Raw genomic sequence first — 13302 nt, 5'->3', positions numbered from 1 at the left:
CCATGAGCAACGACCTGGCGGGTGCGGCCGCCGGTACGGAAAAGCGCCGGTTTGGCCCTGGACGCCCTTCGGCGGATAGCCTCTCCGCCGTGCCGAAACCCGATCAAACCACCGTGAGCCCGCCCCGCCCCGCCCGGACCGCAGCCCGGCCGCTCGCCGAGGTCGCCCGCCTGCTGGGCCTCGACCCCGTCGAGGGACCCGAGGTCACCGGCGTCACCCACAACGCCCGCGAGGTCCGCCCCGGCGACCTCTACGTGGCGTTCCCGGGGGCCAACCACCACGGCGCGTCGTTCGCCGGGCAGGCCGCCGCGGCCGGCGCGGTCGCGGTGCTCACCGACCCGGCCGGCGCCGAGCTGGCGGCCGGCAGCGGCCTGCCGCTGCTGGTGGTCGACCGGCCCCGGGCCCGGATGGGCGAGCTCGCGGCCGCCGTCTACGGCCGGCCGTCCGAGCGGCTGCTGATGATCGGGCTCACCGGCACCAACGGCAAGACCACCACCTCCTACCTGGTCGAGGGCGGCCTGCGCGGCGCCGGCCGCCACCCCGGCGTGATCGGCACCGTCGAGATGCGGGTCGGCGACGAGCGGATCAAGAGCGAGCGGACCACCCCCGAGGCCACCGACCTGCACGCGATCCTCGCCGTGATGGGCGAGCGCGGCGCCGACGCGGTGACCATGGAGGTCTCCAGCCACGCCCTGGTCTACGGCCGCACCGACGGCGTGGCCTACGACGTCGCGCTGTTCAACAACCTCACCCCCGAGCACCTCGACTTCCACCCGGACATGGAGGACTACTTCCAGGCGAAGGCCCGGCTCTTCCAGCCCGGAAAGTCCCGCGCCGGCGTGGTCAACCTGGACGACGCCTACGGCCGCCGGCTCGCCGCGGAGGCGAAGATCCCGGTCGCCACCTTCTCCGCCACCGGCGCCCCCGGGGCGGACTGGCGCGCGGTGGACGTCCAGCTCGGCCCGGTCGGCTCGACCTTCCGGGTGCTCGGCCCCGACGGCGCCGAGGCGGACGCCTCAGTCCCGCTGCCCGGCCCGTTCAACGTCGCCAACGCGCTGGCCGCGATCGTCCTGCTCGCCACCGCCGGGCTCCCGCTGGAGCGGGCGGTGGCCGGCGTCGCCGCCGTCCCCGGCGTGCCCGGCCGGCTGGAGCGGGTCGACGCCGGGCAGCCCTACGTCGCGGTGGTCGACTACGCGCACAAGCCGGACGCCCTGGAGGCCGTCCTCGGCTCGCTGCGCGAGGTCACCAAGGGCCGGCTGCACGTGGTGGTCGGCTGCGGCGGCGACCGCGACCCCCACAAGCGCGCCCCGATGGGCGGCATCGCCGCCCGGCTCGCCGACACCGCCGTGCTGACCAGCGACAACCCGCGCAGCGAGGACCCGCTGGCGATCCTCGCCACCATGCTGAACGGCGCCGCCGCGGTGCCCGAGGCCGAGCGCGGCGCCGTCCTGGTCGTGCCCGACCGCGCCGAGGCGATCGAACTGGCGGTCGCCCGCGCCCAGGCCGGCGACACCGTGCTGGTGGCCGGCAAGGGCCACGAGCTCGGCCAGTACGTACGAGACGAGATCCGCCCCTTCGACGACCGGGAGGTGCTGCGCGGATCCATCGCGCGGACCACGGCCGCCCGGGGCACCGGAGGAGTAGAGCAGCCGTGATCGCACTGACCCTCGCCGAGGTGGCCGCCGCAGTCGGCGGAACCCTGGCCGGCGCCGACCCCGACGCCCTGGTGACCGCCCCGGTCGAGGTCGACTCCCGCAAGGTCCGCCCCGGTGGTCTGTTCGCGGCCTTCGTCGGCGAGCACGCGGACGGCCACGACTACGCGGCCACCGCGGTCGAGGCCGGCGCCGTCGCGGTGCTGGCCTCCCGCCCGGTCGGCGTGCCCGCCGTGCTGGTCGACAGCGTGGTGGACGCGCTCGGCAAGCTGGCCCGCGCCGTCGTGGGCCGCTCCCGGGCCGCCGTGGTCGCGCTGACCGGCTCGGCCGGCAAGACCAGCACCAAGGACCTCATCGCCCAGCTGCTGGGGCGCCTGGGCGACACGGTCTACCCGCCCGGCTCGCTCAACAACGAGATCGGCCACCCGATGACCGCCCTGCGGGTCGAGGACGCGACCCGGCACCTGGTGCTGGAGATGGGGGCCCGGCACAAGGGCGACATCGAGTACCTCACCTCGATCACCCCGCCCCGGATCGGCCTGGTGCTGAACGTCGGCACCGCGCACGTCGGGGAGTTCGGCTCCCAGGAGGCCATCGCCGAGGCCAAGGGCGAACTCGTCGAGGCGCTGCCCGCCGACGGCACGGCGATCCTCAACGCGGACGACCGCCTGGTGCGTGCCATGGCCGCGCGCACCAGGGCCGGGGTGGTGTTCTTCGGGGAGTCCCCGGACGCCGACGTCCGGGCACGGGACGTTCGCCTGGACTCCACCGGACGGCCATCCTTCACGCTGAGCACCCCGGCCGGTTCCGCACCCGTGCAGCTGCGCCTGTACGGTGAGCACCACGTCTCGAACGCCCTCGCCGCCGCCGCGGTGGCGATGGAGCTCGGGATGACCGTCGACGACACCGCCGAAGCGCTGAGCCAGGCGGGTGCGCTGTCCCGCTGGCGCATGGAGGTCGTCGACCGGGCCGATGGTGTCACCGTCGTCAACGACGCCTACAACGCGAACCCCGACTCGATGCGGGCCGCGCTGCGGGCGCTGATCTCGATCGGGGGGCGCGGCCCGGAGCGCCGCCGCACCTGGGCGGTGCTCGGCGAGATGCGGGAGCTCGGCGAGGACAGCCTGGCCGAGCATGACGCCATCGGGAGGCTCGCCGTCCGGCTGGACGTCACCAAGCTGGTGGCGGTCGGCGGACGCGAGGCGGCCTGCATGGAACTGGGCGCGAGGAACGAAGGTTCGTGGGGTGAGGAGTCGGTGCTGGTGTCCGACGCGGACGCGGCGGTCGAGCTGCTGCGCAGTCAGCTGCGGCCGGGGGATGTGGTGCTGGTGAAGGCGTCCCGTTCGGTGGGGCTGGAGAAGGTGGCCGAGGCCCTCCTCGCGGACGGTGCGGCCGAGTAATGAAGCAGATCCTCTTCTCCGGCATGATCGGCCTGATCCTGTCGCTGGCCGGCACTCCCGCGCTGATCAAACTGCTCGCCCGGCAGGGCTACGGCCAGTACATCCGCGACGACGGCCCCAAGGCGCACCACAGCAAGAAGGGCACGCCCACCATGGGCGGCATCGCCTTCATCCTGGCGACCCTGGTGGCCTACTTCGCGACCAAGGCGATAACGGGCGAGAGCCCGACCGCCTCCGGCCTGCTGGTGCTGTTCCTGACGACCGGTCTGGGCCTGGTGGGCTTCCTCGACGACTACATCAAGGTCGTCAAGCGGCGCTCGCTGGGCCTGCGGGCGAAGGCCAAGCTGGCCGGCCAGTCCATCGTCGGCCTGCTGTTCGCGGTCCTCGCCCTGCAGTTCCCCGACAACGCCGGCCGCCGCCCGGCCTCCGAGCACCTGTCCTTCGTCCGGGACTTCGAGTGGGCGATCGGCCCGGTGCTGTTCGTCATCTTCGCGTACTTCCTGATCGCCGCGACCTCCAACGGCGTCAACCTGACGGACGGTCTGGACGGCCTGGCCACCGGCGCCTCGGTGATGGCCTTCGGCGCCTACACCTTCATCGGCGTCTGGGAGTACGGCCAGAGCTGCGCCTACGTGGCCTCGGCCACCTCCAACTGCTACGACGTCCGCGACCCGCTGGACCTCGCGGTGGTCGCGGCCGCCCTGATGGGCTCCTGCTTCGGCTTCCTCTGGTGGAACACCTCGCCCGCCAAGATCTTCATGGGCGACACCGGCTCGCTGGCGCTCGGCGGCGCGCTGGCCGGTCTGGCGATCTGCTCGCGCACCGAGATCCTGCTCGTCCTGCTGGGCGGCCTCTTCGTGATCATCACCCTCTCGGTGATCATCCAGGTCGGCTCGTTCCGGATGACCGGCAAGCGCGTCTTCAAGATGGCCCCCCTGCAGCACCACTTCGAACTCAAGGGCTGGAGCGAGGTCCTCGTCGTGGTCCGGTTCTGGATCATCCAGGGCCTGTGCGTGGCCGTCGGCCTCGGCCTCTTCTACGCGGGATGGGTGACCGGATGACCGCCGCCGAACCGACCTCCCCGGACTGGGCCGGCCTGCCGGTCGCCGTCGCCGGGCTCGGCGTCTCCGGCATCAGCGCCGCCCGCGTCCTGCGCGGCCTCGGCGCGGAGGTCACCGTCGTGGACGGCGGCTCCGGCGAGGGCCTGCGGGCCCGCGCCGCCGAGCTGGAGGCCCAGGGCGTCACCGTGCGCCTCGGCGACGGCGCCACCCTGCCCGAGGGCACCCGGCTGGTCGTCACCTCGCCGGGCTGGCCGCCGAGCAGCCCGCTGTTCGCCGCGGCCGCCGAGGCCGGCGTCGAGGTCTGGGGCGACGTCGAGCTGGCCTGGCACCTGCGCCGGCCGCTGCCCGCCACCGGCGGGCCCGCCCCCTGGCTGGCCGTCACCGGCACCAACGGCAAGACCACCACCGTCCAGATGCTCGCCTCGATCCTCACCGCGGCCGGCCTGCGCACCGCCGCCGTCGGCAACGTCGGCGTCTCGGTGCTGGACGCGGTGCTCGCCGAGGAGCCCTACGACGTGCTCGCCGTCGAGCTCTCCAGCTACCAGCTGCACTGGGCGCCCTCGCTGCGCCCGTACGCGGCGGCCGTGCTCAACCTGGCGCCCGACCACCTCGACTGGCACGGCTCGATGGAGGCGTACGCCGCCGACAAGGGCCGGATCTACGAGGGCAACGTCGTCGCCTGCGTGTACAACCTGGCCGACCCGGCCACCGAGGCGCTGGTCCGCGAGGCCGACGTCGAGGAGGGCTGCCGGGCCGTCGGCTTCGGCCTCGGCGCGCCCGGCCCGTCGAACCTCGGCGTGGTCGACGGCCTGCTGGTGGACCGCGCGTTCGTGCCCGATCGGGCGACCAGCGCCGCCGAACTGGGCTCGGTCGAGGACGTCCACCCGCCGGCGCCCCACAACATCACCAACGCCCTCGCGGCCGCCGCGCTGGCCCGCGCCTACGGCGTGGAGCCGAAGGCCGTGCGGGAGGGCCTGCGGGCCTTCCGGCCGGACGCGCACCGGATCGCCGAGGTGGCGGTGGTCGACGGCGTCACGTACGTCGACGACTCCAAGGCGACCAACACCCACGCCGCCGCGGCCTCGCTCGCCGCGTACCGGCCGGTCGTCTGGATCGCCGGCGGCCTGGCCAAGGGCGCGACCTTCGACGACCTCGTCCAGGGCGCGGCCGAGCGACTGCGGGGCGCCGTGCTGATCGGCGAGGACCGCGCGCTGATCCGCGAGGCACTGGCGCGACACGCCCCGGATGTCCCGGTGATCGAGGCGGCCGAGGGCCAGACTGGCGCGGTGGCGATGACCGAGGTGGTCCGTGCGGCCGCGTCACTCGCCCGAACGGGTGACACGGTGCTGCTGGCCCCGGCCTGCGCCTCGATGGACATGTTCACCAACTACGGCGAGCGCGGCGACCTCTTCGCCGCGGCCGTCCGGGAGCAGGCGGACGGGAACCGGTAGGCAACCCGTGCCTCGTGGCCTCCGGCCGGGGGCCGCGAGGATCAGAAGGGGAGCTGTGGTGGGGCAGGGCGGCAGGGCGGGCGGTTCGAGCGTGCCGGAGAAGGGCCGCCCGGCCGGGTCCTGGCGAGTGATCTCGGCCACCACCACCGCCTACAAGTCGGCCGGCCCGCTCGGCCGGCTGCAGGCCTTCCGGGCCCGCGTGCGGTACGCCCTGGACCGGCCGCTCACCCCCTACCTGCTGATCGCGGGCACGGCGCTGCTGCTGGTCGTGCTCGGGCTGATGATGGTCTTCTCCGCCTCGCAGATCCTCGCCCTGGGCCAGCACCGCTCGACCCAGTTCTACTTCTACAAGCAGCTGCTCGCGGTGGTGCTCGGCCTCGCCCTGCTGCTCGGCTTCGCGCTGGTGCCGGTGGCCGTGCTGCGGGTGATCGTCTACCCGGTGATGCTGGTGGTGATCGGCGCCATGGTGCTGGTCGCGATCCCGGGCATCGGCATGGAGGTCAACGGCAACCGGAACTGGCTGGATTTCGGCGTGTTCCAGTTCCAGCCGTCGGAGTTCGCCAAACTCGCCCTGGTGCTCTGGGGCGCCGACCTGCTCGCCCGCAAGCAGAAGACCGGCACCCTCGACCAGTGGAAGCACCTGCTGGTGCCGCTGGTGCCGGGCACCCTGCTGCTGCTCGCGCTGATCATGCTCGGCGGCGACATGGGCACCACGATGATCCTGGTGGCGATGCTCTTCGGCCTGCTGTGGATGGTCGGCGCGCCGCTGCGGCTGTTCGTCGCCACCCTCGGCGTGGCCGTCGTCGTCTGCACCGCCCTGGTGGTGACCGTCCCGCACCGCGCCGAGCGGCTCTCCTGCATCGGCGTGACCAAGCTCGACCCGGCCGGCACCTGCTTCCAGGCCCTGCACGGCGTCTACTCGTTCGGCCTCGGCGGCCTGTTCGGCTCCGGGCTCGGCGCCGGCGTCGAGAAGTGGGGCCAGCTCCCGGAGGCGCACACCGACTTCATCTTCGCCACCACGGGCGAGGAACTCGGTCTGGTGGGGACGCTGTCGGTGATCGGTCTCTTCGCGGCACTAGGCTACGCGGGTATCCGTGTGGCCATCGGCACGAAGGATCCCTTCGTCAGGTACGCCGCGGGAGCCGCCACCACCTGGATCATGGCGCAGGCCGTGATCAACCTGGGGTCGGCGCTGGGACTGCTGCCCATCGCGGGCGTCCCGCTCCCGCTGTTCTCCTACGGCGGTTCCGCCATGCTGTCGGCCATGTCCGCGATCGGGGTGCTGCTCTGCCTGGCACGCAGCAGCTCGGGCGCGAAGGCGGCCCTGGCCGCCCGGAGCAAGAACTCCCGGATCAGGAAGCAGCTGGCCCGGGTGCTGCCACGACGACGAACCACAGCGCGCCCGGCCAGCGGGCCGGCACGCAGGGAGCGGTGAATTTCGGTGCATGTCGTACTCGCCGGCGGGGGGACCGCCGGTCACATCGAGCCGGCCATGGCCCTCGCGGACGCCCTCCGCAGGCACGACCCGTCCGTCGGGATCACCGCCCTCGGCACCGAGCGCGGCCTGGAGACCCGGCTGGTGCCCGAGCGCGGCTACCAGTTGGAGCTGATCCCGGCCGTCCCGCTGCCCCGCAAGCCCACCCCCGAGCTGATCACCGTCCCGGGCCGGCTGCGCGGCACCGTCCGCGCCGCCCAGGAGATCATCGAGCGGGTCAAGGCGGACGCCGTGGTCGGCTTCGGCGGCTACGTCGCGATGCCGGCCTACCTGGCCGCCAAGCGGGCCGGCGTGCCGATCGTGGTGCACGAGGCCAACGCCCGCCCCGGCCTGGCCAACAAGATCGGCGCCCGGTACAGCGACTTCGTCGCCGTCTCCACCCCGGACAGCAAGCTGCGCGACTCCCGGTACATCGGCATCCCGCTGCGCCGGACCATCGCGACCCTGGACCGGAACGCCGTCCGCCCGGAGGCCCGGCACTACTTCGGCCTCGACCAGCGGCTGCCCACCCTGCTGGTGTCCGGCGGTTCGCAGGGCGCCCGCCGGCTGAACGAGACGATCGCCGCGATCGCCCCCCGGCTCCAGCAGTACGGGGTGCAGATCCTGCACGCGGTCGGCCCGAAGAACGAGCTGCCGCAGGTCGACGAGATCCCCGGGATGCCGCCGTACCGCCCGGTGCCGTACCTGGACCGGATGGACCTCGCCTACGCGGCGGCCGACATGATGCTCTGCCGGGCCGGTGCCATGACGGTGGCCGAGCTGGCCGCGGTCGGCCTGCCCGCCGCGTTCGTGCCGCTGCCGATCGGCAACGGCGAGCAGCGGCTGAACGCCCAGCCGATGGTCAAGGCCGGCGGCGGCCTGCTGGTCGACGACGCCGAGCTGAGCCCGGACTGGGTGCTGCAGAACGTGCTGCCGGTGCTCACCGACCCGCAGCGGCTGTGGGACATGAGCCGCTCCGCCGCCGAGTTCGGCCGCCGGGACGCCGACGAGCTGCTGGTGGGCATGGTCTACGAGGCCATCGAGGCCGCCCGGGGCGGCCGCCGTCGTGGCTGACGCCCGGCCCGCCGATCCCCTCGACGAGGAGTTCGAGGCCGAGGAGCACGCTCCTCGGCTCCGGCTCTCCCGGCGGGGGGTGGTGGTGCTGGGCGCCCTGACCGCGGTGCTCCTGGGGGTGCTGTCCTGGCTGGTGTTCTTCTCCTCGGTGCTGGAGGTCCGTTCGGTCTCGGTGCAGGGGATGCGGGACGACCGGCTGACGGCCGACGAGGTCCGCTCGGCGGTCGGCGGGGCCGGTTCCGGCCCGCTGGCCCGGGTGGACCTCGACGAGACCCGCCGGCGGGTGGAGGCGATACCCCGGGTGGCGAAGGCGGAGGTGTGGCGCGGCTGGCCGAACACCCTGCGGGTGAAGGTCACCCAGCGCACGGCGGTCGCCGCGGTCAAGGGCGAGGACGGACTCTTCACCCAGGTGGACGCGGGCGGGGTGAGCTTCGCCACCGAGCCGGCCGCTCCGGAGGGGGTGCCGGTGGTGGAACTGAAGCTCAGCCAGCAGGCGCTGGACGTCGAGTCGGTGATCGACCGTCCCCAGCTGGTGCGGGGCGCGGTGGCGGTGGCCGCCGGCCTGCCGGAGGACGTCCGGCAGCGGGCCGGAGCGGTCCTGGTGCACTCGTACGACGACATCCAGCTGCAGCTCGGCGGGGGTTTGACGGTGCGCTGGGGGAGCCCCGAGCAGACCGATCGAAAAGCCCGGGCGCTGGTGGCGCTGCTGAATCAGAAGGGTACGAACTTCGACGTCAGCGCCCCTGACTCGCCTGCGGTGTCCGGATGATCCGGTAGGTTTTCCGGGTACACAAGGGGTTCGCGCGGAGCGCGTCGCCGACAGGGCGGCGGGCGACGGGTGGGCTTGACGCGGTTTCGTGTCGGCCCGACCCTTGGTGGTCACCCCGGTGTCATTCGCCGGTCGATGATCACATAGGCTCAAAAGAAAAAGGGAAGCTCGGCGTGTTCGTTGAAACACGTGGCCGGAGCCACCTAGTGTCCTGTGTCACCAGCCTCTGTTCCCTGGTGATGTGACAGAGGCGCAGCACTAACCCTAAAGGTCAAGTTTAGGGTTGGGGTCGGCGGTCGGCATTTCGGACATTACGTCAGGAACCAGGCTCCCTACCCATCGACATCCGTCGGTTCGTCCCTGACCGGGCATCGGGCCGACCCGGAAATTCGAGGCGAGAGGCCTTCGACGTGGCAGCACCGCAGAACTACCTCGCAGTCATCAAGGTCGTCGGTATCGGCGGCGGTGGTGTCAACGCCATCAACCGGATGATCGAGGTCGGTCTCAAGGGCGTCGAGTTCATCGCGATCAACACCGATGCGCAGGCCCTCCTCATGAGCGACGCCGACGTCAAGCTCGATGTGGGCCGTGAACTCACCCGGGGCCTCGGCGCCGGCGCCAACCCCGAGGTCGGCCGGAAGGCCGCCGAGGACCACCGCGAGGAGATCGAGGAGGTCCTCAAGGGGGCCGACATGGTCTTCGTCACCGCCGGCGAGGGCGGCGGCACCGGCACGGGCGGCGCGCCGGTCGTCGCCAACATCGCCCGCTCGCTGGGCGCGCTCACCATCGGCGTGGTCACCCGCCCGTTCACCTTCGAGGGCCGGCGGCGCGCCAACCAGGCCGAGGACGGCATCGCCGCCCTGCGCGAAGAGGTCGACACCCTCATCGTGATCCCCAACGACCGGCTGCTGTCCATCTCGGACCGCCAGGTCAGCGTCCTGGACGCGTTCCGCTCGGCCGACCAGGTCCTGCTCTCCGGTGTCCAGGGCATCACCGACCTGATCACCACCCCCGGTCTGATCAACCTGGACTTCGCCGACGTCAAGTCCGTCATGTCGGACGCCGGCTCGGCGCTCATGGGCATCGGCTCGGCCCGCGGCGAGGACCGCGCCAAGGCCGCCGCCGTGATGGCGATCTCCTCGCCGCTGCTGGAGGCCTCGATCGACGGCGCCCGCGGCGTGCTGCTCTCCATCTCCGGCGGCTCCGACCTCGGCCTGTTCGAGATCAACGAGTCCGCCCAGCTGGTCAGCGAGGCGGCCCACCCCGAGGCCAACATCATCTTCGGTGCCGTCATCGACGACGCCCTCGGCGACGAGGTCCGGGTCACCGTCATCGCGGCCGGCTTCGACGGCGGGCAGCCGCCGGCCATCGTCCGCGAGCCGGTGGTCAAGGCGAGCGGGACCCCGGCCAACCCGCCGGCCTCCGCGTCCGGCGGCAGCGCCCCCGAGCGTCCGGCCGGCCGCCCCTCCTACGGCGGCATCGGTTCGGTGACCTCCCGTCCGGACGGCGAGGGCTCCGCCCCGGCCCGCCCGGCCGAGGCCCCGGCCACCGCGACCGCCGCCCCGGTGCCGCCGCAGGTGCAGCCGGTCCGCCAGCCGTTCGTGGAGAGCCCGGCGGAGGAGCTCGACGTCCCGGATTTCCTTAAGTGATCGACCACGCGGTCCGCGACGGTGCTCACTTCGCCTTCACCTCCCGGTGGGGCGGGGTGAGCACTTCGCCGTACGGGGAGCTGAACCTCGGCGGGGCGGTGGGGGACGACCCGGCGGCCGTCCGGGAGAACCGGGCGATCGCGGCCCGCGCGCTCGGCCTCGACCCGGCCGACGTGGTCTGGATGAACCAGGTGCACGGCGCGGACGTGGCCGTGGTGACCGAGCGGCAGCCGGCCGGCGGGGCGCCGAGCGTCGACGCGGTGGTCACCGACCGTCCGCTGGCCCTGGCGGTGCTCACCGCCGACTGCACCCCGGTGCTGCTGGCCGACCCGGTCGCGGGGGTGGTCGGCGCGGCCCACGCCGGACGGCCCGGCCTCGCCGCCGGGGTGGTCCCGGCGGTGGTCCGGGCGATGACGGAACTCGGGGCCGAGCCCGGGCGGATCACCGCCGCCACCGGCCCCGCGGTCTGCGGCCGCTGCTACGAGGTGCCCGAGGGGCTGCGCGCCGAGGTCGCGGACCGGGTGCCCGCCGCGTACGCCGAGACCTCCTGGGGGACCCCGGCGCTGGACGTGCCGCGGGGGGTCGAGGCCCAGCTGGCCGCCGCGGGGATCACCGGACTGGTGCGGTCACCGGTCTGTACCCTCGAATCCGCCGATCACTACTCCTACCGCCGCGAGCAGCGCACCGGCCGGCTCGCGAGCTATGTCTGGTTGGGCTCTGAACACTGATGACGAATGACATCTACGGACCGTTCCCGGCCGGTTCCGGTCAGTTTCCGGACAAGGACTGGCTGGACGCGCTGACGGATGGTCAGCGGGCCCGCTACGAGGAACTGGGCACCAATCTGGAGGTCGTCGAGCGCCGGATCGCCGACGCCTGCGCCGCCGCCGGGCGGGCCCGCGACGAGGTCCGGCTGATCGTGGTCACCAAGACCTACCCCGCCGAGGACACCGCGCTGCTGGCCGGGCTGGGCGTCACCGACGTCGCGGAGAACCGCGACCAGGACGCCGCACCCAAGGCGGAGCAGTGCAGAAACCTTCCTCTGGACTGGCACTTCGTCGGCCAGCTGCAGACCAACAAGGTCCGCTCGGTCGTCCGCTACGCCGATCGCGTCCACTCGGTGGACCGGCCGCGGCTGGTGGAGTCGCTCGGCGCGGCGGTGCGCAAGGCCGGGCGCGCCGACCTCGGCTGCCTGGTGCAGATCGCGCTGGACAAGGAGCACGGCGAGGGCGAGCACCGCGCCGGGGTCGCCCCGGCGGACGTCGCGGCCCTGGCCGACGCGATCGCCGACACGCCCGGGCTGCGCCTGGACGGTGTGATGACGGTCGCTCCGCTCGCCGGACCGCTGGCCGGCGACCCGGCGGCGGCCTTCGATCGGCTGGCGGAAATCGCAACCGCCGTACGCACCGACCATCCGGCTGCCACCATGGTGTCGGCAGGGATGAGCGGTGACCTTGAGCAGGCCATTGCCGCCGGGGCGACACATGTGCGCGTCGGAACGGCGGTACTCGGAGTGCGGTCACCCCTCGGGTAACGTCACCGGGTAGTAGATCAGACTGCAGGACAAAATAGGACAGAAGCTAGCAGCTTATCTGAGCGCTAGCCAACCGTGGATCGCAGCTCCGCGGCCCTCATCCACGAACTCTGACCGGCCGTCGGCCCGATGAAGCGTCGTGGGCGGACCGCGGAATCCGCAGGCGGGGCCGCACGGCCCGGCCGCCGGGACGGAGCCGGTCCACCACAAGCGGAGGAGACAGGAGCATGGCCGGCGCGATGCGCAAGATGGCGGTCTACCTCGGCCTCGTGGAGGACGAGACGTACGACGGCCAGGGGTACGACCCCGACGACGACTACGACGCGGACCCCGAGCCGATCCGGACCGGACGGACCGAGGACATTCCGCGGCCGGCCGCGCCCGCGCCCGCGCCGGTCTCCTCGATCGCCCCGCAGCCGGTCCCGGCCGCCGTCCCGATCCGCCAGGAAACCCCGAGGATGGCCCCAGTGTCGTCCATCACACCCGAACGCCGCCACAACCTGGAGAAGAGCGCCCCGGTGATCATGCCCAAGGTCGTGAACGAACGAGAGCCCTACCGCATCACCACGCTGCACCCTAGGACCTACAACGAGGCCCGTACCATCGGCGAACAGTTCCGCGGTGGTACCCCCGTGATCATGAATCTCACGGAGATGGACGACACCGACGCGAAGCGGCTCGTAGACTTCGCGGCTGGACTCGTCTTCGGTCTGCACGGCAGTATCGAGCGCGTGACGCAGAAGGTGTTCCTGCTGTCGCCTGCTAACGTCGATGTCACGGCGGAGGACAAGGCTCGGATCGCCGAGGGTGGGTTCTTCAACCAGAGCTGACCCGGCCACGACTTTACGTGTGGATCTGATCGACAGTGAGTTAGCGACAGGAGAGCGGCCCGCGGGCCGAGAACAGGGGAGAGGGAAGCGCGATGGAGATCGTGTGGGCAGTGCTCTACTACGCACTGACCGTCTTCCTGGTGTTCCTGCTCGTGCGGTTGGTGATGGACTGGGTCTTCCAGTTCGCGCGTTCGTGGCGGCCGGGCAAGGCCATGGTTCTGGTCCTGGAGGCCACGTACACTGTCACGGATCCGCCGCTCAAGCTTCTGCGGCGGTTCATTCCGCCGCTGCGTCTCGGGGGCGTGGCGCTCGACCTGTCCTTCTTCGTACTGATGATCATTGTGTATGTCCTGATCTCGCTTGTGCGGCCCTAGTCGTAGGTGAGCGATGCGACAGGATGCCGGTGCC

At 72.4% G+C, this 13302-nt stretch carries 12 protein-coding genes; all 12 read left to right on the top strand.

Annotation, left to right across the window (positions count from 1 at the left end):
* Positions 1-2 precede the first annotated feature (2 nt).
* Positions 3-1655: a UDP-N-acetylmuramoyl-L-alanyl-D-glutamate--2,6-diaminopimelate ligase gene (locus tag ACF1AK_RS01205; protein WP_391496690.1), complete on the top strand. Its 1653-nt coding sequence runs from the start codon at positions 3-5 to the stop codon at positions 1653-1655.
* A complete protein-coding gene (gene murF / locus ACF1AK_RS01200) occupies positions 1652-3052 on the top strand; it encodes a UDP-N-acetylmuramoyl-tripeptide--D-alanyl-D-alanine ligase (RefSeq protein ID WP_391496689.1) in 1401 nt (466 codons plus the stop codon). The genes ACF1AK_RS01205 and murF overlap by 4 nt, the downstream gene beginning before the upstream one ends.
* Complete coding sequence (mraY, locus tag ACF1AK_RS01195; protein ID WP_391496688.1) at positions 3052-4113, top strand: phospho-N-acetylmuramoyl-pentapeptide-transferase; 1062 nt, start codon at positions 3052-3054, stop codon at positions 4111-4113. Before murF ends, mraY begins: the two co-directional genes overlap by 1 nt.
* Entirely contained in the window at positions 4110-5564 is a 1455-nt protein-coding gene (murD, locus tag ACF1AK_RS01190; protein WP_391496687.1) for a UDP-N-acetylmuramoyl-L-alanine--D-glutamate ligase, read from the top strand. The genes mraY and murD overlap by 4 nt, the downstream gene beginning before the upstream one ends.
* Before the next feature lie 127 nt (positions 5565-5691).
* Complete coding sequence (gene ftsW, locus ACF1AK_RS01185) at positions 5692-6999, top strand: putative lipid II flippase FtsW (protein WP_391497333.1); 1308 nt, start codon at positions 5692-5694, stop codon at positions 6997-6999.
* Positions 7000-7005: 6 nt separating this feature from the next.
* Positions 7006-8112 (top strand): undecaprenyldiphospho-muramoylpentapeptide beta-N-acetylglucosaminyltransferase, encoded by a 1107-nt coding sequence (murG, locus tag ACF1AK_RS01180; RefSeq protein WP_391496686.1) that lies wholly within the window; start codon positions 7006-7008, stop codon positions 8110-8112.
* Positions 8105-8881 (top strand): cell division protein FtsQ/DivIB, encoded by a 777-nt coding sequence (locus ACF1AK_RS01175; protein WP_391496685.1) that lies wholly within the window; start codon positions 8105-8107, stop codon positions 8879-8881. Before murG ends, ACF1AK_RS01175 begins: the two co-directional genes overlap by 8 nt.
* 410 nt (positions 8882-9291) lie before the next feature.
* A complete protein-coding gene (gene ftsZ, locus ACF1AK_RS01170) occupies positions 9292-10530 on the top strand; it encodes a cell division protein FtsZ (RefSeq protein WP_391496684.1) in 1239 nt (412 codons plus the stop codon).
* Positions 10527-11258 (top strand): peptidoglycan editing factor PgeF, encoded by a 732-nt coding sequence (pgeF, locus tag ACF1AK_RS01165; RefSeq protein WP_391496683.1) that lies wholly within the window; start codon positions 10527-10529, stop codon positions 11256-11258. The genes ftsZ and pgeF overlap by 4 nt, the downstream gene beginning before the upstream one ends.
* A complete protein-coding gene (locus ACF1AK_RS01160; RefSeq protein ID WP_391496682.1) occupies positions 11258-12064 on the top strand; it encodes a YggS family pyridoxal phosphate-dependent enzyme in 807 nt (268 codons plus the stop codon). Before pgeF ends, ACF1AK_RS01160 begins: the two co-directional genes overlap by 1 nt.
* Positions 12065-12291: 227 nt before the next feature.
* A complete protein-coding gene (locus tag ACF1AK_RS01155; RefSeq protein ID WP_380286836.1) occupies positions 12292-12894 on the top strand; it encodes a cell division protein SepF in 603 nt (200 codons plus the stop codon).
* A gap of 92 nt (positions 12895-12986) precedes the next feature.
* Complete coding sequence (locus ACF1AK_RS01150; RefSeq protein WP_030301231.1) at positions 12987-13268, top strand: YggT family protein; 282 nt, start codon at positions 12987-12989, stop codon at positions 13266-13268.
* The last annotated feature ends 34 nt before the right edge of the window (positions 13269-13302 follow it).

Source organism: Kitasatospora sp. NPDC015120 (assembly GCF_043080305.1).
Lineage (GTDB): Bacteria > Actinomycetota > Actinomycetes > Streptomycetales > Streptomycetaceae > Kitasatospora.
The sequence above is the reverse complement of the archived record's forward strand: the minus strand, read 5'-3'. Positions and strand labels throughout refer to the sequence as shown.